Here is a 22,558-nt window from a genome sequence, read left to right as displayed (position 1 = left end):
CACTAAACTTTCAATGCGTATTACTGTTTCAATTAAGTAATAGATACAAATAAATATTAGAGAGCCAATGGAAGTGCTGTTGTCCGGTCTCAATTCTTATTTAGGGAAACGAGCCATGAGTAATTTGAATAGAAATGAATTTCATGTACATGGAATTGCTAGGGATCTCGATTTATTGAAATCAAGGTTATTTGAACCGCCTACTGGTAGTTTAAGTGTTGTGGATTTATTGCGTAAAGGCCAAACGTATGATTCGTTTGAAGTAAAAGGGGGCATTGATTTGTCTATTTATATAACACATGTGCCTACCCTTGCCGAAAAAATTTACCTCAACTTGGAATTAATTACCCTTCAAAATTTTATTCAACTCGCTATAAAAAATCATTGCCAGCGAATTGTTTACATCGCTAGGTTGATGGATAAACCTTTTATCCCCTACATTCAAAAGGTTTTAGAGGATTCTAAATTAGTGTATACCATTGTGCTTAAAAATTTGGCGATCGGCAAAGGGAGCGTATTGGATAAGTATATGCGACAGATGCTGAATAGTAAATACCTTGCTTATGATGGGGATATTGCGAATGTTAAATTCAGTCCCATATATGCATTAGATTTATTACGATGGATTTACAATGTGGACTGGACATCCTGTTTTAAAAATGAAATCATCGAAATTGGAGGTTCTCATGTGCTCACCATTCAGGAAATGTATCGCATGTATAAGAAGCAACTTTATCCAGATAGTCCGGTGAAAAGTTTTCGTATGCCTTCCTTTTTAATGCGATTACTATATAAAAAAATGTACCATATCAATAAGGAAGATATTGTTGAATTTAACCGATTGATGAAAATGGAATATCCCATTGATAACTCCAGTTGGAAAAATGTGGTTTTATTTTCTTTTACACCACTAGATCAAGTGATCAAATCAGATCAATAAGTATAATCCTTTATTTTATCCCCTGTTTAGACTACATTTGCAGGAAAAGATTTTAGCGATATGGGTTATAAAAGTTTACGAGACTGTGTAAATGATTTAGAGAAACATGGGCACCTTATTCGAATAAAAGAAGAAGTAGATCCCTATTTAGAAATGGCAGCAATTCACATGCGTGTGTATGATGCGCAGGGGCCAGCTTTATATTTTGAACGAATTAAAGGATCCAAATTTCCAGCAGTATCTAATTTATTCGGTACGCTAGATCGCTCTAAATTTATGTTTCGTGATACCTTAGATCATGTTAAAAAGCTAGTCGACATTAAAATGAACCCCATGTCGGTGCTGAAAAATCCTTTTCAGTATGCAGGCTCTTCTATGGTTGCATTAGGTGCATTGCCTTGGAAAAAAAAATCTGGAGCACCTATTCAATACGGTTTAACTCAAATTAGTGAACTCCCACAAATTGTCAATTGGCCAATGGATGGTGGTGCTTTTGTCACGATGCCTCAGGTATATTCTGAAGATATTCATAAGCCAGGTATTATGAATGCTAATTTGGGAATGTATAGAATTCAACTATCTGGTAATGATTATATACAAGATCAGGAAGTAGGTCTTCATTACCAATTGCATCGAGGTATTGGGGTGCATCAGACCAAAGCCAATGAATTAGGTAGACCTTTGAAGGTAAGTATTTTTGTAGGCGGTCCTCCATCACATCCATTATCTGCAGTAATGCCTTTACCAGAAGGCTTATCGGAAATGATATTTGCAGGTACGCTGGCCAATCGTAGGTTTCGTTATTTTTATGATGAGGAAGGTTTTTGCATCTCTGCTGATGCTGATTTCGTAATTACGGGTACCGTATATCCAAATGAGAATAAACCAGAGGGACCATTCGGAGATCATATTGGATATTATTCGTTGGTTCATCCATTTCCTTTAATGAAGGTGCATAAAGTATACCATCGGAAAGATCCGATTTGGTCATTTACGGTGGTTGGTCGACCTCCTCAGGAAGATACCAGCTTTGGGGCATTAATTCATGAAATTACAGGAAACGCTATTCCTCAGCAAATTGCAGGTTTACACGCTGTCAATGCAGTTGATCCTGCAGGGGTACATCCATTATTATTTGCTATAGGAAGTGAACGGTATACACCATATCAGGCGGTAGATAGACCTCAAGAATTACTTACCATTGCCAATCAGATTTTAGGAACAAATCAATTAAGTTTAGCAAAGTATCTTTTCATATCCAATTATCAAGATAATCCAGCACTGGATATTCATGATATAGCCGGATTCTTTACACATATATTGGAGCGCATTGATTTTAAAAGGGATGTGCATTTCATCACCAATACATCGATCGATACCCTAGATTATACGGGAGATGGACTGAATACAGGGTCTAAAGTTACTTTTGCAGCAGTTGGAAAAGCAAAAAGAACCTTATGGACTGAACTTCCTAGTCATTTTAACCTTCCAAGACCGTTTAATCAAGCTAAACTTGCCTTACCGGGAGTTTTAGTTTTGGAAGGAGCCAAGTTTACAAGCTACGCCGATGAAATTAATTTATTAGCACAATGGACAGCGGCATCCCAAGACTTGGATTGGTCGGGCATTGGATTAATTGTTTTAGCCGATGATGCTGGTTTTGTTGCTGAAAATGTCAATAATTTTGTGTGGACAACATTCACACGAAGTAATCCTTCTCACGATATTTATGGGATCCAAAGCTTTACGGAATTTAAACATTGGGGATGTCATGGACCTCTTATTATAGATGCTCGTGCAAAACCTCATCACGCTCCGGACCTGATTAAAGATCCTGAAGTCGAAAAGCGAGTAGACCAATTGGGCTCGAAAGGTGGATCTTTGCATGGCATCATATAGTGTAAAGCCTATCCTTAAATAAGCCTTAAGACAACAAATTAATTTGTTTAAAAATAAGAAAGCCTTGCTACTCATGTAGTAAGGCTTTTTATATGCATATTACCGTTTGCATCACCTAGTTATGCGGATTGTTTTTTTTGATTAAGTGTTCGGAATGTTCGATTTACCTTATTATCACGGTCAGAAGTAGGTTTAAACGGCAATTGTCCTAAGGACCTCCTGCCAGATTGCCTTTGGTTCAAAAAGAAATATGGACTTCATGTTTTTCTGCACCTTAATCACACTACAGCTTATGGCTTTTCAATGAAGTATGCTGTACAAGTTCATGCAGCATACCTATGCTCCAATGTGAGGCTGACATACAGTAGCTTGGCCTATCAGATGAACTCTAATTAAATAATAGAGAAGTGTTATTAAATTTTTATTTTCAATAAAATGAAGTTATTTGTGTTAATTATATAATTTTTAACACAATTGAATGTTAAATTTTCAATAAAAATTAAAAAACATTATGAATTTAATTATTTTATTCTTTCCTTTGTTGTGTTGATAAACAAAAACAAGTTTTAAAAAGATAAAATTGAAATAATATGTGTGGAATTGTTGGTGCATTTGATATTAAGCAGCCGGTTCAAGAATTAAGACCTCAGGTCTTAGAAATGTCCAAAAGAATTAGACATCGTGGTCCAGATTGGTCTGGTATATACAGTTCTGAACGGGCGATTTTGGCGCATGAGCGTTTGGCGATTGTGGATCCTAAATCTGGGAGTCAACCTTTATTTAGTCCAGATGGTCAAGTTGTGTTAGCCGTAAATGGGGAAATCTATAATCATCAAGAATTACGCAATTCATTACCAAATTATCAATTTTCAACGCTTTCAGATTCCGAAGTTATTTTGGCTCTTTATCTGGAAAAGGGGGTATCTTTTGTTGAAGAATTAAATGGCATTTTTGGATTCGCATTATACGATGGTCGTGATGATTCGTTTTTCGTTGCTCGGGATCATATGGGAATTATTCCATTGTATAAAGGAACTGATGCGTTAGGTCAATTATTTATAGCATCCGAATTGAAATCCTTAGAAGGCTTTTGTGATCAAATAGAACAATTTCCTCCGGGACATTATTTATATAGTAAAGAGAGCTTAGTACCAAAAAAATGGTATGTACGTGATTGGGAGTCTTATGAATCTGTAAAAGATAACGTGACGGATATTGCTAAATTGAGAAAAGGATTGGAGGATGCAGTTTATCATCAATTGATGTCGGATGTACCTTATGGGGTATTGCTTTCCGGAGGCTTAGATTCTTCAGTCATTGCAGCAATAACCAAGAAGTTTGCTTCTCGCCGTATCGAATCGCATAGTGAGGAAGAGGCTTGGTATCCGCAGTTGCATTCCTTTGCCGTTGGTTTAACAGGATCACCTGATTTAATTGCTGCTCAAAAAGCTGCCGATCATATTGGGACTATTCACCATGAGGTTAACTTTACCATTCAAGAAGGCTTAGATGCGATTCGTGATGTCATTTATCACCTAGAAACCTATGATGTAACGACAATTAGAGCTTCTACACCCATGTATTTATTGGCACGTGTCATTAAATCTATGGGAATCAAAATGGTCCTATCTGGCGAAGGTTCTGACGAATTATTTGGTGGTTATCTCTATTTTCATAAAGCGCCAAATGCGCAAGAATTTCATGAGGAAACTGTTCGTAAGTTAAAGAAATTGTATTTATACGACTGTTTACGCGCCAATAAATCATTAGCAGCATGGGGAGTGGAAGGCCGTGTTCCATTTTTAGATAAAGAATTTATGGATATCGCCATGACCATTAATCCTGCGGATAAAATGATTAAAGATGGTAAAATGGAAAAATGGGTTGTTCGTAAGGCATTTGAAGATTATTTACCAGAAAGTATCGCTTGGAGACAAAAAGAACAATTTTCGGATGGGGTAGGCTATTCTTGGATAGATACGCTAAAAGCGCAAGCAGAAGAAAAAGTAAGTGATACAGAATTTGCAGCTGCCGCGCAACGTTTCCCTATAAACACGCCGAAAAATAAAGAAGAATTTTTATACCGTAGCATCTTTGAAAAGCATTTTCCTTCAGATACAGCAGCGCGTACGGTACCTTCGGTAAAGTCGGTTGCTTGCAGTACTCCTGAAGCATTGGCTTGGGATGCGTCTTTCCAAAACTTAAACGATCCTTCTGGACGTGCTGTAGCAGCAGTACATAACGAAAGTTATGAGAAATCTAAAAGTGAAGTTACGATTTAAAAAAATTCAATTATCTCATATCAACTTGTATTAAGAAGATTGGACCAACTGGTTCAATCTTTTTTTGTATTCCATGAGATCCCATAATTAAATCGATTTTAATGTTATTTAATATAGGTTTTCCTTATCGTCGGTTTCGATATAGGTAGGCTATGGTGCTTTTTCAGATAGATTTGTTCTGCCATGTTAGCGCATCTCCTTCGGATCTCCTTCGAAGCATCTATGGATCTCCATCGCAACATCCTTGATAAATTGCGAAGGAGATGCGTATTAAATCCCAATGAGCTACGTTCATTGTACTAGCCTAGCTTTTACCTGGGCTTATTTAAGCCACGTTTATATTTAAGAGTATATTTCAAGGATTTATGCTGGTCCGGCAAATCAGAAACTTGTGGAATGGACACTCACGTAAATTCAGTTTTGTGGAATATTATTCGGATATCTAAAACCGTTTTTTGATAGCAGGGCTTTAGTCCTTAGCGGTGGAAGGAGAAAGGGCAGTGGTATAAATAAAGTATTGCGCTAGCATGTAGGTGCTCATGATGACTAAACCTGAGGTAGGAATATAAGCTACAAATTTGTTTAAAGCCAAGACACTGTCTGAAACAATAAACAAAACAGAACCTATGAATCCTGTTAAAAAATTCCATGTAAAACGACTTCCACTTCTTCGAAATGCAAAGTAACACATGGCAGATATAGTAACTACATAGAGGAGTACAGGGATTTTTAAAGGACCAAGGCTGGGCGATAGTATGCCGTAAAAATAGTAAGAGAAAGCAATTAATAATCCCAAAAGCAAAAGAGCAGGTATATCCTTAAGCAAATTTATCTTCGTTTTTTGTTTTAAGAAAGCGATAATATAACAGAGGTGGCCAAGTAAAAAGGAAAGTAGACCCAGCATAAATTGATCCGCTAGCATTAAAAAAACATCCCCCAATAGACCAAAAAATAGGCCGACTGCAATCAGTCTTTGGTACTTGCTGTTTAATTTTTTGAAAAGGACCAAAGACATCAATAAGCTCGAGCAAATTAATGGTTTGGTAGCGATTCTTAACCAAGAAAGATCAGCGTAAATACTTCCTAAATGAAGAAAGAATAAACAAATAAAAAAGAATTGAAAATATAGAATTTTATAATTTTTGATTTGATTATGCTCTTCCATCAACGTTTAGTTTATATTTTTCTTGGCTTTATTTCTTTTAACCAACAAGTAGCTTATCCATAAAAGAAATAACCAAACAGGTATCAATTCCACCGAAATTTTTAGTCCTGTAAACCACATCATCACCAAGACCGCAGTTAAAAAGAGCAGACTAAAGTAATTGCTTATAGGATATAAAATGGTAGGGAATTTAGTTTTGATGTTTTCTTTGTCTTTTTGCTTCCTAAAGAACATATGCGTTAAAGTAATCATGATCCAATTTATGATTAGCGCAGACACTACCAATGACATGAGGATACCAAGTGCTTCTTTAGGAATAAGTTTATTGATGATTACGGTGATAGCCACGATGCCAGCAGAAACTAATATAGCAGCAACTGGAGAGTGATTTTTATTTAATTTTTTTAAGAATCTAGGTGCATTACCTTGTTCTGCTAGTCCATATAACATCCGAGAATTACTGTATACACAACTGTTATACACGGATAAGGCAGCCGTCAAGACAATTACATTTAACACATTGGCAATAAGGCTAGTGAAGTAAAAAGTTTTCCCAAAAAGTTCAAATTCAAAGCCTTTCAGGGTTGCAAAAACTTCGACAAAGGGACTGGTATCTGCGGTAATGGAGCGCCATGGCATCAATGCAAAAAGAATAAACAAGGCGCCAACATAAAACACCAAAATACGCCATAATACTTGATTGGTCGCTTTAGGAATGTTTTTTTCAGGGTTTTCAGCTTCAGCAGCGGTGATACCTACAAGTTCTAATCCGCCGAAGGAGAACATGATGATGACCAGGGCTGCAAGCAAACCGGAATAACCAAGGTCAGCATTTCCACTTAACCATCCATGGGGGAGAAAACCGCCATCATTGTACAAATTGGAAACGGAAGCGCGATCACCAGCATTGCCCGAAATAAGGAGGTAAGTTCCAAAAATTATCATCGCAATAATGGCGACAACCTTGATGATGGAAAACCAAAATTCCGTTTCACCGTATACTTTTACGGAGGCTAAATTAATCACATTGATGATAGCAAAGAAAAATAAGGTCGAAACCCACAAAGGGATTTCAGGCCACCAGAATTGCACATATTTACCGATGGCGGTGAGTTCCGCCATACTGACAAGAATATATAATATCCAGTAATTCCAACCGGAGGAGTAGCCTGCAAAGGGCCCCCAGTATTTGTTTGCAAAGGATGAAAAGCTTCCCGATACGGGTTCTTCGACGACCATTTCACCCAATTGCCTCATGATGAAAAAGGCAACTAAGCCTGCGATGGCATAACCTAAAATAACGGAAGGTCCCGCTAAAATGGCGGCTTGGCCTACCCCTAAAAATAATCCTGTTCCTATTGCTCCACCAAGGGCTATCAATTGAATATGTCGATTGCTAAGTCCTCTTTTTAATTCGTTGTCGTTTTTTTCTTGCACAATAAATACGGTTAATTGTTGATGAAGATGTTTAAACTACTTCATGCTTGCATTTTGGAGATTTTATGATACCCACATTCTCTGAAAGTCGAAAATAAGAAATCTTAGGCTAGATTTTGTCGAAATAGTGATTTTATTCCTGTATTTGCTTTTATACCGACGGACTAACCGTAACCTGTCTGATTTTTTTAAGACAAATGGCTTGGTTCAAATTTACAATCAAAAAAATTAGACAAAAAAAATAGGCTTTTAAAAGCCTATTTACTATGTTTTTTTTGGGGTTATTATTTTTGCAAAGAGTTTGCACTACATCCGCAACCTTTACCACATCCAAGTTCATTCTTTTTCCGTTTAAAAAATGGTTTAAAAACAACGTAACATGCAAAAATAAAAAGTGCAAAAATGATGATGTATTGTATGACTAAACTCATGCGTAAAATTATTTAAGTAATTGATAAGCAATCAATGCAGCGACATAGGCAAGCCCAGTCATAAATAAGGTTTGTATTGCTGTCCATTTCCAAGAACCAGTTTCTTTCCTTACCACAGCAATAGTAGCCATACATTGCATTGCAAATGCATAGAATAATAATAACGAAATTCCTGAAGCAAAATTATACGCAGGTTTACCAGTGTTTGCATTTATTTCAGATTTCATTTTAGATAACAGCGTGTTTTTTTGTCCGTCATCGTCCAGGTCTACATCGTCTCCGATGCTATATACTACAGCCATCGTTCCTACGAAGACTTCTCTAGCAGCAAAGGACGATATTAAACCAATGCCCATTTTCCAATCGTAGCCTAATGGTCTTACGAAAGGCTCAATACCCATGCCGATATAGCCTAAGAAGGAATGCTCCAATTGATAGGAGGCAACTTCTTGCGCTAAGTCTTCTTCTGTTAAGTTGGGGCTTTGTTGTTCTACAATTTCTTGGGCATCATAAAATTTATTATTGGGCCCGAAATTGCCTAATACCCATAAGATAATAGAAATCATCAATATGATCTTACCAGCTTCAATTAAAAAACCAGAAGATTTGTCCCATACATTGGTGATTACATTTTTCCAGTCTGGAGATTTGTAAGTTGGTAATTCGAATATTAGAAAAGACGAACGAACGCTTTTGATGACTTTATTTAATATTAATGAAGAAAGTAAAGCGCCTACTATTCCTAAAATATACATGACAAATAAAGCGATTCCTTGCATATTGAAGCCAAGAATAGTATCCTCGGGTATTATTAAGGCAATGATAACAATATAGATTGGTAACCGCGCTGAACAGGTCATGAATGGGGTAACCAACATGGTCAACAACCTTTCTTTAGGGTTTTCAATATTTCTTGCTGCCATTACAGCAGGAATTGCACAGGCTGCGCCAGACATTAATGGTATCACAGACTTACCATTCAAACCAAATGGTTTTAACCAACGATCCATTAAAAACACTACGCGACTCATGTATCCTGTTTCTTCCATAATGGAAAGAAATAAAAATAAGATAACAATTTGTGGAATGAAGATTACAATACCACCTATTCCAGCAACGATACCATAGATCAACAAGGAAGTTAATGGTCCATCAGGTAATGATGCGTCTAAAAATGCCGTGATTTCTGCAAATAATCCATCGATGGAGTCCATCAATGGTCCTGACCAAGAAAATATGGCTTGAAAGATTAAAAATAACAATCCAAAGAATAAGATATAACCTAATATTGGATGTAATAATATTTTATCAATCGAATTCGTTTTATTCGATTGTTTGTTGGATTTTTTTTGAATGATATTGGATAATGCAAAAGACACTGATTCATGACGAATCAGAGACTCATCTTTTTGCATTTGATGGGTGTTTAGCTTGAATTTATTTCGAATATCAAGTAAGGCTTGTTGTTTTTCTATAGGAAGAATACCCACATTTTCTTGAGCCAAATACTGCCAAGTTAAATATTCTGTCGCTAATGGGAATAATTTTTTAGCCTCCTCTAAGGGTTCCTTGTAGTTGGAAGGAATTTCTAAACTATTAAAATATCCGGCCGGTTTTTCATCTAAAACTGCAATAAGTTCTTTAATGCCTTTTCCCGTCCGAGCGTTGGTCTTAATGATTTTAGTTTTTAGCAAGCTTGATAATTGATCTTCATCAATTTCAATTCCTTTGCTATCCATCTCATCCATCATATTAATTACAAAGATAGCTGGGAGCCCCAGTTCTCTAGCTTGTTGATATAAGATAATGGATCGTTTAATACTTGCTGGTTCCGCAACAACAATGGTTAAATCAGGGTATAATTCGTTGGATTTATCGCTCAGAATGTTGAACACGATCTCCTCATCCAAAGAGTTTGGAAATAGCGTGTAAGTGCCCGGTAAATCGACGATATGATAGGATTTCTGATTGGCAATTAAAGTTCCTTCACGTTTTTCAACAGTGATACCAGGGTAGTTACCTACTTTCTGATTCAGTTTAGTTAATCTATTGAATAGGGAAGTCTTGCCGACATTTGGGTTTCCAAGAAGGATAATAGCTGGTTTTTTCATTTGATATATTCTGCCTGTATTAGCTTAGCCTCTGATTTACGAATTGCAATTAACGTGTTACTTTCTAATATGTTTAGACAGATGGGGCCATTGAATGGTGCCTTGTGTTTGACCTCCACAATGGATCCTGGATAAAACCCAAGTTCAAAAAATTTGGCAGGGATTTCTGTGGATTGAATTTCATTTATTTTAACAATTTCACCGATTTTAAGTTGGTCGAGACTACTATTATACTGCATTTGGCTACAAATATTTTTCTATTTCAAAAAAAAAGATTAATCACAAAGATATATAATTAAAATCTTTTAAATTGCAAATTAAGTCACACTAATGTATTATTAAGATTATGCCAAAGATTGAAGAACTGGTTAAAGTGAAGCAATTCGCTAACCCTTGGCATCGCGTCACAATTAATGTTATTTATACGAGTAATTGGTTGAATGTAATGCTTGAAAAGCGCGCTGGAGCAAAGCAACTGACGTTGCAACAATTTAATGTATTAAGGGTACTTAGAGGTCAATTTCCAAGTCCTGTCACGAACAATTTACTGAAGGAACGATTATTGACAAAAACCCCGGATATCAGTCGGTTGGTGGACCGAATAGTCGGTAAAGGTTTAGCTTCTAGAGCGAAAAATCATGAAGATAAACGTGCCGTCGATTTACTAATTACCGATAAGGGTTTACAGCTTCTAAGTGAAATTGAACAGGATATGATGCTGGAAGATATCTTACAAACCAGCATTAGTTCGGATGATTGTTTACAATTAAGTGAACTCCTTGATAAATTTCGAGGTAAAATGGATGATTAAAATGCTAAGCTAATGGACATGATTATGGTCATGATCGTGATCATGATTATGTTCATTCTGCTCATGTTGATGTTCTTTTGGTTGGTTAGCTGGTAATTGATGGTGATGACTGTGGTCATGACCGTCGAACAGGAAATTAGCTAATGAAACCAAAACGCCACATAAAACAGCAAGCATCTTTTTCTTATTAAAAGTATGGTGGTCAGCAGAACCAGATTCGAATAAAATGGTGGTCGAAATGTGAAGGAAAATTCCAATCACTACAGCCATAATTTTATCGAAATATTGTGCTACATTACCAATCTCACCGGCGCTAATTCCTTTGCTGGTCAGGAACCCTAGTGGGGTCATGGCAGCAAATACGGCAATGAAAAGGCTTATTGATCTTTTCGTTAATTTGGTGTTTATGAGTAGACTTCCCAGCGCAAATGCAGCAGGGATATGGTGTATGGCAATTCCAAACACCAATTCATTACGATGCCCAGATGCTAAAGGGAATCCTTCCAAAAAAGCGTGTAAACATAAGCTGATTAAAATGGCTATTGGAAACGCATGTTTTTGACCTTCATGCCCATCGTGATGGATATGCCCATGTTCTATTCCTTGAGAGAAGTGTTCTAAAACTAATTGGAATAAGAATCCTCCTAAAATATATAATCCTATTACTTGGCCCGAAGTAGCTTGACTATGGTAAACTTCAGGAATTAAATGTAGAACCGTAATGGCAAACAAGTATGCTCCACTGAAGGATAAGATTAATTTTAATAATTGTGTATTGTCTCTTTTTACAAAGAAAACAGCGATACCACTTAATAAAGCGGAGAAAAATAAAATGGAGACAATTAATGTACTACTCATGGAAGTATTGGAGGATTAATAGTTTTGGGTTGAAAAAACTTCGGATAAAATCGCTGAAACAGATACCCTGTACCTAGGCCGATGAGGGCCCCTAGGAGAGCGCCTGAGAGTATATCTAATGGGTAATGAACGCCAACATAAATTTGCGAGAATGAGATGGAGAAGGCCCATAACAAACATAGCCATAGGGTGTGTTTCCATTTACGACGGAACAACACAATCCAGAAAAATGCCATGGCAAAATGATTCGTTGCATGTGAAGAGGTAAAGCTATAGCCTGAACCACATCGTGCCCTCAGGGTAATCTGCTCTTTAAATACAACATCGTTGCAGGGTCTAACCCTCTTAATCGTTTTTTTAATTAAATGAGAGGATGTTGCATCCGATATTCCAAAAGTTGCTAGCGTACAAGCAACAATAAGCACTCCCGTTTTTCCATAATGCTTTATGAAAAATATAATTAAAAATAAATATAAGGGAGACCAGGTGTAAGGATTTCTTAAAATGGGTAACAACCAATCAAAAATGGGGTTACTTAAGCCTTGATTGATGGCGAGAAAAAAATCTTGATCGAATAGGATAATTTTATCTAACATATAAAAATTCTAAATAGATAGGTTTAAATTCTAAACCAAATCTATAAAAAAAAAGCAATACCTATCAGATAATTGCAAACGAAACTTTGTTGCAACAAAAGTAGGTAAATAATTTAAAAAAAGAATAAAAATCTTTAATAATTATAGAATTCCTTTAATTTTACGGGCAATAAACTTTATACTATGGCATTAATCAAATCGATATCAGGAATACGAGGTACAATTGGTGGAAAACCTGGGGATAACTTAACTCCTGTAGACATTGTAAAATTTACCGCGGCTTATGGAAAAATCATTTCGAGCAATTCGGAAAATAAAAAGATTGTACTAGGACGTGATGCCAGAGTTTCGGGTGAGATGGTTTCTAATTTAGTGATTGGAACTTTACAAAGTATAGGCTTAGATGTTATTGACTTAGGCCTGTCGACTACGCCTACAGTCGAAATTGCGGTTCCTAAACTTGGAGCTGCAGGAGGTATTATCTTAACGGCATCTCATAATCCTGGGCAATGGAACGCACTAAAATTATTAAATTCGAAAGGTGAATTCATCGATGACGAAAAAGGAAAAGAAGTACTTGCTTTAGGCGAACGTTTAGATTTTGACTTTGCGCAAGTCGAGGAATTAGGAAAAGTAAGCTCAGACACTAGCTTTATGCAAAAGCATATTGATGAAGTGTTGGCTTTGGAGTTTGTCGATGTAGAGGCGATCAAAAAAGCTAATTTTAAAATTGCAGTTGATGCGGTGAATAGTACTGGTGGTACATTTATCCCGGCACTATTAACATCCTTGGGTGTTGAAACAATATATAAAATACACTGTGAGCCTAATGGTTTGTTTCCGCATAATCCAGAGCCGTTAAAAGAACATTTAACGGATTTATCGAAAGCTGTACTAGACCATCAAGCGGATTTAGGCATTGCTGTGGATCCAGATGTAGATCGTTTGGTGTTTATGATGGAAAATGGAGAGCTATTTGGGGAAGAGTATACCTTAGTTGCGGTTTCAGATTTTATTTTAGGACATAAAAAAGGTAATACGGTATCCAATCTATCCTCTACTCGTGCATTAAGAGATGTTACTGAAAAACATGGAGGTGAATATTTTGCTGCAGCCGTAGGCGAAGTAAACGTTGTAACTAAAATGAAGGAAGTGGAGGCAGTTATCGGAGGGGAAGGTAATGGAGGTGTTATTTATCCGGCATCGCATTATGGTCGTGATGCTTTGGTAGGTGTTGCTTTATTTTTGACGCATTTAGCGCAATTGGCTAAGTCAGCTTCTGCTTACCGTGCCGAACTACCACAATATTTTATGTCTAAAAATAAAATTACACTTACGCCTGATTTAGACATTGATCATTTATTGCTTAAAATGCAGGAGAAATATGCTCATGAAAAGCACAGTACTATAGATGGTTTAAAAATTGATTTTGAAAATGAATGGGTTCATTTGAGAAAATCGAATACAGAACCTATTATTCGTATTTATTCGGAAGGACAAAGTCCAGAAGCGGCAGAAGCGATTGCTCAAAAAATCATGAATGAAATTCAAGAAATTGTAGGCTAAGGTTTATCGCTGAAAATTATATTTAAAAAGCTCCCATTCCATAAGATTGGGAGCTTTTGTTTTCGAGTTGTTTGTATAGCATTGATAATAGCCTCCGCATAGGGGACAGGCAAGGGTTAGTTTAAACAGTAATTTGGGAGCGTGAGATAAATATACGGGTTTGATAGGGGTGAAAAGAGCTTAAATGGATGACAAAACGAGCATTTATTCCCTGATTTACGGAATATAAAGTAAAAAATAATTGTAGAAATGGAAATTTACTTTTATCTTTGCAACTCATAAAATATTAACAAATTTATTTATAACAATGTACGCAATAGTAAATATAGCAGGACAGCAATTTAAGGTTGCAAAAGACCAATATCTTTTTGTACACCGTTTACAAGGAGACGAAGGCGCTAGTATTGAATTTGACAATGTATTGTTAGCAGAAGACGGTGGTAAGTTTACTGTAGGTACTCCAAGTATCTCAGGTGCTAAAGTTTCGGCTACTATTTTGTCACATTTGAAAGGTGAGAAAGTTATCGTTTTCAAAAAGAAACGTCGTAAAGGTTACAAGAAGAAAAACGGTCACCGTCAACACTTCACTAAAATCCAGATTACTGGTATCAGTTTATAATTGAATTTTTAATCTGACGTAAGTCATAAATTAAGATAAAGAAATGGCACACAAAAAAGGTGCGGGTAGTTCCAAGAACGGCCGTGAGTCACACAGTAAGAGATTAGGTATTAAGATTTTTGGTGGTCAAAAAGCGATCGCTGGTAACATTATCGTTCGCCAACGCGGTACTCAACACAACCCTGAGGCTAATGTTGGAATCGGTAAAGATCATACCTTATATGCTTTAATTGATGGAACTGTAGTTTTCCGTAAAAAAGCAAACAATAAATCTTATGTTTCAGTATTACCTACTGAGCAAAACTAAGATTACAAAATATAAAAAATAAAGCCTTCCAATTTGGGAGGCTTTATTTTTTTTACCGTTTTTTTATAGATCTCGGGTAGTTTTGTTGGATCTTTTCCTCGCGGCGAATCCTATTGTTGTGAATATTTAGGATTATATGCTGAACGGTTTAAACTATTGGATTCATTCAGGAAATTCATAGAGCACAAAAAAGAGTCAAACTATTAGTTGAGGAATAGTTTGACTCTTTATTTTGTGGAGGATAACGGATTCGAACCGATGGCCTCTTGCCTGCCAGGCAAGCGCTCTAGCCAACTGAGCTAATCCCCCGTTTGCTGGAGCCAAATATAGCAAATAGTTTTATTTTTTATTGATTAAAGGTAAATTATATCTAGTACCATCCATAAATGTAGTTTCCGTTATCATATGGTTAAATTGCTCATAGGAGGCGGCTGGATATTCACCTTCTTTAATTTGTATTTTTCGATAGCAAATCATTTTATCTTCTTGGATAGCTATGGAGAATTCAATCTGTCCCATCGGAGAATCTACTTTCTTATTCATTGGTTTAATGATTGGAATTAAATTTTTGGGCAAGGTTATTTCAATTTCATCAATATCAGTATACCCTCGATGTATTTTTACTGGATTTTGCCTATTGTTGATAGTAGGTATTGGTCGAGTCCTATTGAACACATTTGGCAATATCGTCATATTTTGTTCATTCAGGATCCCATAACCTTCAATGTCAATTTGAATAGTCTCTGTTAAAATCGGTTCGCTGACATTATCTAACGTATAATGGATGGAATTAAAATTGATCCGATTGATATTGTACCAGTTTTTAAGGTTTTTGATCTGTTGATCTTTATTCTTATTGTAATTTGCAAAATGATTATCGAATTGAGTACCAGAAAATTTTGTGATGAGTTCTCCGGATAGTTTGCCTTTCTCATCCATAACTAATTTAGCTGTACGCTCTTGTAAGTTCTCGTTATAAGGATAAATAGACGTTCTAAGTATTTTCCCGCCTTCCTTGGTACAAGCTAATACCAATCGATCATCTGTGAAATCGCCTAAATATCCGAAAGGCATCTGTTGACTTGTACATTCAAGCCAAGTGGTATCTTTTTCAAAAGGTAAACATAGGATGATATGGTTTCCATCCACGATATTGGCAAATGAAGGGTCTACATCAATTTTGCTGGGCCCAGCTTCTACAATGCAATAATAAGAAGGGATATTCACCACATCCAATAATGCTTGCATATAATTGACTAGTGCTTTACAATCTCCATACCCTAAACGATCGACCTCCGAAGCTGGGAATGGCTCAAATCCTCCAATTCCTACTTGTATACTGATATATCTCGTCTTTGTTTGTAAATATTCATAAAGTTTTTTAGCTTTTTCACGATCTGTAGATAGATCCTTGGTCATTTCCTTAACTAATGCAATGGTTGGTTCGGGTAGTTTCCGCTTATCTTTTAATAAGGTTTCATTCATCCATAAGCCAAAGGACTTCCAATCGTTAAATTGACCTTTACTTTTATAGTATTGGAAGGTATGAGGAACGACTTCTACAGAAACACACAAGTTATCACGGTTAGGGCTATAGGCTTCCAATCTGTTAGCAGCAATATTTTCTACTTTCCATTCCCAAGTTTTTTGTTTTTCAGTAGACGATGTTACGGCCTCTGAAATCAAGTTTTTTGTGTTAATTCGCAGTTCTTCGTTGGGGGAGGAGATGATTTTATAACTGCTTTTTTCTATGGATAAATCGTGGTAAAAATTTGGTCTCCAAGCAGAAATAACTAAATTTTGATTATGCCTAATCTCAAATTCGTAACTGATGGTATAGGGGTAATTGATGTTGTTATACTGAAAGGACTTGACGCGATAATCATCAAAAAGACTCGATTCGGAACTTGCACTCTGATCCTGAAAGTCTTTCATTGAGAATTTTTTGATTGATTTACCGTCGGCATCAAATACCTCTCCTTTGATTTCTTTGATTTGCTTTGACTTATTGTAATAAAATGAAATTTCCCCATAATCATCACCGGATTTATTATGGATTGTAATCACGCGGTTGCCTGTCTCTACCATTTCTGTAGGTGATTTTATCCATATGGATTTATTTTCATCACGAACGGTGGCGGAAGCACGGCTTAATAGGTTCTTCGGAATTGAATTGCTGTCAAATTGAGCATATCCAGTAGCAATTGAAATAAAAAAAGTAAGAAAGAAAATAAGCAGCTTATTAATCATTTTTTTTAGTGAATTGAAAGTCTGTATTTTGTTGTTGAATAATCCTTGAGAAAAGTTCTTTTAAATGAAAGTATTCATCAGGCGAATACAAGGCATTATTTAAAAAAGTTTCTTGCCTAATCATGAGTTGATTGTTTTCAAATATAGATCGATAAGAAAATTTTGCTGCAGACTCAGGTAATACCAAGGACATGTTTTTTGGACCTCCACTTAGGTTGTATTTTTCTGGGATAGAAATATTAATATTATAGCTTTCATGCCTAGCGGCACCTAAATCCACATGAAATTTTCGCTCTTCCAGATTAAATGGGTTTTTAGTTGTTCTTTCGTAAAATATGGGGTTAAATAAGATTCTTGCCTCATTAAAATTATCTCTTAAATTCAATTCAAACTCGATCGTCTCTACCATAAAACTTTCTAAATTTTCGAGATTTTCAAGTTTACTGGATTTAATTTTGAAATTAGTCGTTTTTTCTATTAGTTTTTCTTCATACTCTTCAATCGAGTTATATTCTTCAATTTCAAATCTTTTTTGATAAGCTTCTAAACCGCTTGTTTGGATTCGGATATTTCCACTCAATATGCCCTCCTCATTTATTTTCCCTATAATATTGTAGAATGTTTTGGAGGGAACGGTATTAATCAATTCGATCCAGTCGGATTTATCTTTTGAATAGACTATGCGACCACGATCATTGATGGAGGAAATAGACAGTTCGCCAAATGGTAATAAGGATTTGGAGGCGTCTAATAAATAATCTTTTCCGTCAATCTTTGCTAAGCATAATACCCCATTAAAATCAGACATAACGGGGAAAATATAACTCGGAATTCCATTGTTACGCGTGGAAAATAACACAGGATAAGCTTCAATTTCTGCTGCCGATAGTGCAGCGATTAAACTAAAATTGATATCAGCGATATTACCCTTTTTTTGTTCGAGGGCTTTTTTTACACCATCTTGGGAATACTTACCTAAAAACTCATTCCAAACTATATTTTTTTGAATATAGTAATAGATCGATTTGGCTTGTTCTAATTTATTTTGATCCGCCTTAATAATTTCAGGAAGAATAGTTTTAAATGCTCCCTTATTTTTTATTTGTCCGCCAAATTCTTTGTCTGTCATTAGTTCTAAATCGATATCAGACCATTTTCTAGTGAAATTTTTAAATCCTCCATTCGCATCATGAAAGGTTCTCATTTCAAAATTTATAGACGAAATGTAATTTACTGGAGCCAACATAAAGGCCTCTTCTTTAAAGGCAGGAAGCTCCCTCATGATGTAAGTCATTTTAGAACAATCTTGACGCTGACCACCCCATAAAAAGTTTTTAGAAAGTAATTCAGATTTCTGGTCACTTAGGGGATAATGTCCTTTCAAATTGACGTTGTATTCAAAAACGGAGGGGATTACAGCAACATATTCACTGTATAATTTCGGTATATCACTCTGAAAATTCCATTTTTTAAAGTTATGTACATTGGGTGTGTAAAAACGGTAACTATATTCGATAATTGAATTGTTTTTGATGTTCGGTAAGGTAAACTTGGTCAGGTTCAAATATTCTGATGATTTCTCGTTGAATATTGCGCTTTTTTCCAAGTCAGTCGTAACAATAGTTCCATTTTCATAATTATAGGTTTTACCCTTTAATTCCCTTAGGTATTCAAACGTATTTCCATATTTGTACAAAGGGATTACAATATTTGCATCTTCAGACTCGTCTTTATTGAATATTTTGATACGTACATGTTTGATATGCGAAACCATCAATTGCCTTTCACTTTCCACATATTCTAATTCAGATCGTCCATATTCAAAAAGAACTATCGCATTTGCAGAAGTATCAATCAAGCTATGATCATTTGTGAATTGATTCGCTTCAATTTTAGGCATTGGTGAATCTTGGGCATAACCAATGGGACTCCAAAGAAAAGCTAAGATGAGAGTTTTTAAAAATTTCATACAATAATTGGTGATAATTAAGACTAAGTTAATAATATTATTTATCTAATAATTCAAGAATTTGAAATATTCCTTAATATATATACTGAATTCAATTTTAAAAACACAATTTACAGTATAGTTAATATAGAATTTAATGTTTTAATAAACTAATAGCTTAAATGACTAATAATTATAGGGAAACTTTAATTTTTATCATTCAGGAATTCTAAGGCCGAAGTTTATCATTCGCCTATTTTTAGAAGGCTTGGAATAGCCATCTTTTCAAAAATATGAAACCGATTAAACGTATTAACTAAGCTTCGAGCAACTGTTTTTCATAAAGTGAAGCGTATTCTTGTCCGATAGCTAATAATTGCTCATGCGTTCCTGATTCAATGATTCTGCCTTCATCTAATACTAAGATATGATCGGCATTTTTAATAGTGGAAATTCTATGTGCAATAATAATTGCTGTTTTTCCTGCCATGATTCGGCTTAGATTGTATAATATTTCTTCTTCAGTTTTTGTGTCAACAGCTGATAAGCAATCATCAAATATCAATATTTTGGGATCTTTAATGAGGGCTCTTGCAATAGAAACCCGTTGTTTCTGACCACCAGAAAGGGTAATGCCTCGTTCACCTATGTGGGTGTTAAATCCTTCTTCAAAGCCTTTTATATTATCATATACAGCTGCATCTTTTGCTGCTTGTTCTACATCGTCCATTTGGAGTTTGTCTAGTCCAAAGGCAATATTTCGAGCTATGGTATCTGAAAAAAGGAAAACTTGCTGCGGAACAAATCCGATTTGAGACCTTAGGGAATGTTGTTTGAGCTGCTGAATATCTAAGCCATCTATTTTAATCTGACCTTGGTCTACATCGTACATGCGTAGTAAAAGATTGGCTAAGGTAGATTTCCCAGATCCTGTTTTTCCAATGATAGCCAATGTTTTTCCAACAGGAATAGTAAAACTTACATTGTCAATGGCCGTTATTCCAGTATCTGGATAGGTAAATGAAATGTTTTGGACTTCTATAGCTCCTGATAATACGGGGGATTGTGTACCATCGACGATATCAGATTTTGTTTGAAGAAATTCATTGATTCTTTTTTGGGAGGCTGCAGCTCGCTGTATAAGCGAGGTGACCCAAGCCAAAGACATGGCTGGAAAGGTCAATTGATTTACATAAATGATGAATTCTGCAATATTACCAGCGGTGATATTGCCATTATTTACTTCCAAACCGCCAATATATACGGTTATAATGGTGCTGAATCCAACTAGAAAAATGATCAATGGGAAAAATATCGCTTGAACTTTAACTAGGTTTAAATTGATGGTCTTATAATGATCACTTTCTTTTTTGAAATTCTGTATAATATCTTCTTCTCTACTGTAGGATTTGATGACGCGTATGCCCGAAAATGTTTCTTGAACAAAGGAGGATAATTGGGAAAGCTGCCTTTGAATTCTTTCGCTTCTTCGGTTCATGACTTTATTCACAAACAATATGATGATCGATATAATGGGTATAGGGAGTAACGCGTAGGTAGCCAATTTCGCATTTACACTATACATGGCATAAATAATCATGATGGAAAGTACAACGGTATTAATCGCGTACATGATGGCAGGCCCTAAGTAATTCCGAACTTGATTTACATCTTCAGTGGCCCGACTCATTAAATCGCCAGTGTTATTTCGTCTATAGAACGCAAAATCTAATTGTTGGTAATGATCGTATATTTCATTTTTGATATCATATTCAATATGTCTGGAGGTCAGAATAAGTGTTTGCCTCATCATAAATAGAAAGATTCCTCGTAATAATGCAAGGATTAATACTACGGCACCGAAAAACAACAAACTATATCCAAATAAATCGTAAATGATTTTTTGGCGGTCAAAACCATCATACAATCGATATAAGTCTATGTTTTCTTTTACTAAATCGAAGGCTTCGCGAATGACTTGAGCAGGAAGAATGCCGAAATAATTGGAAATAATTACAAATATTACCCCAGGGATAAGTCGCCACCGATATTTGTAAAAAAATTTATTGAGATAGGCCAGTTCTTTCATCAAAACAAAAGTAAGGTATAATTTTAAATTATTTGACTTACAAGCCTCTGATGAATGTAATAGTTTAGCAATTATTAATATTTTCTATCAACTGCCAATAGAACTAAATAATTTCTTAATTTTGTAGCTGTAAATTTTTATTTTTTATGTTTAATGACTCTTCCTCTCTTTTTGATCTGATGCGCGTCTCAGACCATCAAAATATTTTTGTTTGCAATGATAAAGAAGTAGGTCTAAAAGCTATTGTGGCTATTCATGATACCACATTAGGTCCTGCGATTGGTGGTGTGCGGATGTTACCTTACAATACCGAAGCTGAAGCTATTGAGGATGCTTTGCGATTGTCTAAAGCCATTACTTATAAAGCTTCTCTTGCTGGCTTAAATTTAGGTGGAGGTTCTGCAATTATCATTGGAAATAATAGAACAGAAAAAACGGAAGTTTTAATGCGTCGTTTTGGAAGATTTATTGAAGGTTTAAATGGTAATTTTATCGCTTCTATTGACGTAGGTACAACTCAAAAAGACTTGGAACATATTCATGCAGAGACTAATTATGTTGCTGGATTACCAACATCGTTAAATGGCTCAGGAGATACCACTGTATTTGCGGCTAAAGGTGTTTTTTACGGTATTAAGGCGGCTATCAAAGAGCTTTATGGGGATGAGAATTTAGCAGGTAGAAAAATCGCTGTTCAAGGAGTAGGAAGTGTTGGAGAACATTTGGTTTCTTTATTAAGAGCGGAAAATGCGCGTGTTTATGTTTCGGATATGACCGAAGAACGTAAAATGAAAATTGCAGCTAAATATAAAGCGGAACCTATTACTTATTCTACTAGCTTCGAACTAGACGCCGATGTTTATGCACCATGTGCTTTAGGAGGCACTGTTAATCCGGATACTGTGGCCCGCATGCGATGTAAAATAATTGCTGGATCTGCCAATAATCAATTGTTGGAGGAAGAACGTACCACAGCACTGTTAAAAGAAAATAATATTTTATATACGCCTGATTTTTTAATCAACGCAGGAGCTTTAATAAGTTGCTATTCAGAATTGGAAGGTTATGGAGCAGAACGTACAGACCATTTGGTTAGACATATTTACACTGCGACAAGACATGTAATTCAGAAAGCAAAAGAAGAAAATATATCTACGCATCAAGCAGCTAAAGAGATTGCTGAAAAGCGTATTCTTGATATGAAAAAATTAAAATAAGTAGTATAATATCGTTCTTTATTCATACTCGT

Annotated in this window: 18 protein-coding genes and 1 tRNA gene; 8 read left to right on the top strand and 11 right to left on the bottom strand. The window is 35.7% G+C overall.

Annotated elements, in window-relative coordinates; all coding sequences use genetic code 11:
- The first annotated feature begins 115 nt into the window (after nt 1–115).
- The 3 genes from ACFRAE_RS01435 to asnB all read left to right on the top strand — a co-directional run bounded on the left by ACFRAE_RS01435 (nt 116) and on the right by asnB (nt 5,121).
- Nucleotides 116–940: a hypothetical protein gene (locus tag ACFRAE_RS01435; protein WP_422795329.1), complete on the top strand. Its 825-nt coding sequence runs from the start codon at nt 116–118 to the stop codon at nt 938–940.
- 60 nt (nt 941–1,000) lie between these two features.
- Complete coding sequence (locus tag ACFRAE_RS01430; RefSeq protein ID WP_422795328.1) at nt 1,001–2,839, top strand: UbiD family decarboxylase; 1,839 nt, start codon at nt 1,001–1,003, stop codon at nt 2,837–2,839.
- A 590-nt stretch (nt 2,840–3,429) separates the two neighbouring features.
- Nucleotides 3,430–5,121 carry an asparagine synthase B gene (gene asnB / locus ACFRAE_RS01425; protein WP_422795327.1) on the top strand — a complete coding sequence of 564 codons (1,692 nt, stop codon included), beginning with the start codon at nt 3,430–3,432 and terminating at the stop codon, nt 5,119–5,121.
- Between the two features lie 469 nt (nt 5,122–5,590).
- On the opposite strand, the gene ACFRAE_RS01420 is transcribed toward asnB, so the two are convergent.
- The 5 genes from ACFRAE_RS01420 to ACFRAE_RS01400 form a co-directional block, all read right to left on the bottom strand.
- Entirely contained in the window at nt 5,591–6,286 is a 696-nt protein-coding gene (locus tag ACFRAE_RS01420) for a lysoplasmalogenase (protein ID WP_422795326.1), read from the bottom strand.
- A 6-nt stretch (nt 6,287–6,292) separates the two neighbouring features.
- Complete coding sequence (locus tag ACFRAE_RS01415; protein WP_422795325.1) at nt 6,293–7,723, bottom strand: amino acid permease; 1,431 nt, start codon at nt 7,721–7,723, stop codon at nt 6,293–6,295.
- A gap of 284 nt (nt 7,724–8,007) precedes the next feature.
- Nucleotides 8,008–8,154: a FeoB-associated Cys-rich membrane protein gene (locus tag ACFRAE_RS01410; RefSeq protein WP_422795324.1), complete on the bottom strand. Its 147-nt coding sequence runs from the start codon at nt 8,152–8,154 to the stop codon at nt 8,008–8,010.
- An 8-nt stretch (nt 8,155–8,162) separates the two neighbouring features.
- Nucleotides 8,163–10,265, bottom strand: coding sequence for a ferrous iron transport protein B (feoB, locus tag ACFRAE_RS01405; protein ID WP_422795323.1), 2,103 nt, complete (start codon nt 10,263–10,265; stop codon nt 8,163–8,165).
- Nucleotides 10,262–10,504 carry a FeoA family protein gene (locus tag ACFRAE_RS01400; protein WP_422795322.1) on the bottom strand — a complete coding sequence of 81 codons (243 nt, stop codon included), beginning with the start codon at nt 10,502–10,504 and terminating at the stop codon, nt 10,262–10,264. Before ACFRAE_RS01400 ends, feoB begins: the two co-directional genes overlap by 4 nt.
- 107 nt (nt 10,505–10,611) lie before the next feature.
- On the opposite strand from ACFRAE_RS01400, the gene ACFRAE_RS01395 reads away from it, so the two are divergent.
- Nucleotides 10,612–11,076, top strand: coding sequence for a MarR family winged helix-turn-helix transcriptional regulator (locus ACFRAE_RS01395; protein ID WP_422795321.1), 465 nt, complete (start codon nt 10,612–10,614; stop codon nt 11,074–11,076).
- A 9-nt stretch (nt 11,077–11,085) separates the two neighbouring features.
- Here ACFRAE_RS01395 and ACFRAE_RS01390 read toward each other — a convergent pair whose 3' ends face one another.
- The gene (locus tag ACFRAE_RS01390) at nt 11,086–11,934 is read right to left on the bottom strand and encodes a ZIP family metal transporter (protein ID WP_422795320.1); all 849 of its coding nucleotides are present in this window, start codon (nt 11,932–11,934) and stop codon (nt 11,086–11,088) included.
- Nucleotides 11,931–12,530 (bottom strand): phosphatase PAP2 family protein, encoded by a 600-nt coding sequence (locus ACFRAE_RS01385; RefSeq protein ID WP_422795319.1) that lies wholly within the window; start codon nt 12,528–12,530, stop codon nt 11,931–11,933. Before ACFRAE_RS01385 ends, ACFRAE_RS01390 begins: the two co-directional genes overlap by 4 nt.
- Before the next feature lie 183 nt (nt 12,531–12,713).
- On the opposite strand from ACFRAE_RS01385, the gene glmM reads away from it, so the two are divergent.
- The 3 genes from glmM (at nt 12,714) to rpmA (ending at nt 15,022) form a co-directional block, all read left to right on the top strand.
- Nucleotides 12,714–14,096, top strand: coding sequence for a phosphoglucosamine mutase (glmM, locus tag ACFRAE_RS01380; RefSeq protein ID WP_422795318.1), 1,383 nt, complete (start codon nt 12,714–12,716; stop codon nt 14,094–14,096).
- 307 nt (nt 14,097–14,403) lie between these two features.
- Nucleotides 14,404–14,715: a 50S ribosomal protein L21 gene (gene rplU, locus ACFRAE_RS01375; protein WP_099367640.1), complete on the top strand. Its 312-nt coding sequence runs from the start codon at nt 14,404–14,406 to the stop codon at nt 14,713–14,715.
- A 43-nt stretch (nt 14,716–14,758) separates the two neighbouring features.
- Complete coding sequence (gene rpmA, locus ACFRAE_RS01370) at nt 14,759–15,022, top strand: 50S ribosomal protein L27 (RefSeq protein ID WP_422795317.1); 264 nt, start codon at nt 14,759–14,761, stop codon at nt 15,020–15,022.
- A 235-nt stretch (nt 15,023–15,257) separates the two neighbouring features.
- Here rpmA and ACFRAE_RS01365 read toward each other — a convergent pair.
- The 4 genes from ACFRAE_RS01365 to ACFRAE_RS01350 form a co-directional block, all read right to left on the bottom strand.
- Nucleotides 15,258–15,331, bottom strand: a tRNA-Ala gene (locus ACFRAE_RS01365).
- Nucleotides 15,332–15,361: 30 nt separating this feature from the next.
- Nucleotides 15,362–17,272, bottom strand: coding sequence for a DUF3857 domain-containing protein (locus ACFRAE_RS01360; RefSeq protein WP_422795316.1), 1,911 nt, complete (start codon nt 17,270–17,272; stop codon nt 15,362–15,364).
- Nucleotides 17,265–19,241, bottom strand: coding sequence for a DUF3857 domain-containing protein (locus ACFRAE_RS01355; RefSeq protein WP_422795315.1), 1,977 nt, complete (start codon nt 19,239–19,241; stop codon nt 17,265–17,267). Before ACFRAE_RS01355 ends, ACFRAE_RS01360 begins: the two co-directional genes overlap by 8 nt.
- A 295-nt stretch (nt 19,242–19,536) precedes the next feature.
- Nucleotides 19,537–21,309 (bottom strand): ABC transporter ATP-binding protein, encoded by a 1,773-nt coding sequence (locus ACFRAE_RS01350; protein ID WP_422795314.1) that lies wholly within the window; start codon nt 21,307–21,309, stop codon nt 19,537–19,539.
- A 146-nt stretch (nt 21,310–21,455) separates the two neighbouring features.
- Between ACFRAE_RS01350 and ACFRAE_RS01345 the strand changes: the two genes are divergently transcribed.
- Nucleotides 21,456–22,526 (top strand): Glu/Leu/Phe/Val family dehydrogenase, encoded by a 1,071-nt coding sequence (locus ACFRAE_RS01345; RefSeq protein WP_422795313.1) that lies wholly within the window; start codon nt 21,456–21,458, stop codon nt 22,524–22,526.
- Nucleotides 22,527–22,558 lie beyond the last annotated feature (32 nt).

This window comes from Sphingobacterium sp. HJSM2_6 (assembly GCF_049316305.1).
Taxonomy (GTDB): Bacteria; Bacteroidota; Bacteroidia; order Sphingobacteriales; family Sphingobacteriaceae; genus Sphingobacterium.
This window is presented reverse-complemented; position numbering and strand designations above follow the sequence as displayed.

Coding starts and splice junctions, on each gene's coding strand:
- ACFRAE_RS01435 (WP_422795329.1), top strand. CDS start 116: ATGAGTAATTTGAATAGAAATGAATTTCATGTACATGGAATTGCTAGG.
- ACFRAE_RS01430 (WP_422795328.1), top strand. CDS start 1,001: ATGGGTTATAAAAGTTTACGAGACTGTGTAAATGATTTAGAGAAACAT.
- asnB (WP_422795327.1), top strand. CDS start 3,430: ATGTGTGGAATTGTTGGTGCATTTGATATTAAGCAGCCGGTTCAAGAA.
- ACFRAE_RS01420 (WP_422795326.1), bottom strand. CDS start 6,286: ATGGAAGAGCATAATCAAATCAAAAATTATAAAATTCTATATTTTCAA.
- ACFRAE_RS01410 (WP_422795324.1), bottom strand. CDS start 8,154: ATGAGTTTAGTCATACAATACATCATCATTTTTGCACTTTTTATTTTT.
- feoB (WP_422795323.1), bottom strand. CDS start 10,265: ATGAAAAAACCAGCTATTATCCTTCTTGGAAACCCAAATGTCGGCAAG.
- ACFRAE_RS01400 (WP_422795322.1), bottom strand. CDS start 10,504: ATGCAGTATAATAGTAGTCTCGACCAACTTAAAATCGGTGAAATTGTT.
- ACFRAE_RS01395 (WP_422795321.1), top strand. CDS start 10,612: ATGCCAAAGATTGAAGAACTGGTTAAAGTGAAGCAATTCGCTAACCCT.
- ACFRAE_RS01390 (WP_422795320.1), bottom strand. CDS start 11,934: ATGAGTAGTACATTAATTGTCTCCATTTTATTTTTCTCCGCTTTATTA.
- ACFRAE_RS01385 (WP_422795319.1), bottom strand. CDS start 12,530: ATGTTAGATAAAATTATCCTATTCGATCAAGATTTTTTTCTCGCCATC.
- glmM (WP_422795318.1), top strand. CDS start 12,714: ATGGCATTAATCAAATCGATATCAGGAATACGAGGTACAATTGGTGGA.
- rplU (WP_099367640.1), top strand. CDS start 14,404: ATGTACGCAATAGTAAATATAGCAGGACAGCAATTTAAGGTTGCAAAA.
- rpmA (WP_422795317.1), top strand. CDS start 14,759: ATGGCACACAAAAAAGGTGCGGGTAGTTCCAAGAACGGCCGTGAGTCA.
- ACFRAE_RS01360 (WP_422795316.1), bottom strand. CDS start 17,272: ATGATTAATAAGCTGCTTATTTTCTTTCTTACTTTTTTTATTTCAATT.
- ACFRAE_RS01355 (WP_422795315.1), bottom strand. CDS start 19,241: ATGAAATTTTTAAAAACTCTCATCTTAGCTTTTCTTTGGAGTCCCATT.
- ACFRAE_RS01350 (WP_422795314.1), bottom strand. CDS start 21,309: ATGAAAGAACTGGCCTATCTCAATAAATTTTTTTACAAATATCGGTGG.
- ACFRAE_RS01345 (WP_422795313.1), top strand. CDS start 21,456: ATGTTTAATGACTCTTCCTCTCTTTTTGATCTGATGCGCGTCTCAGAC.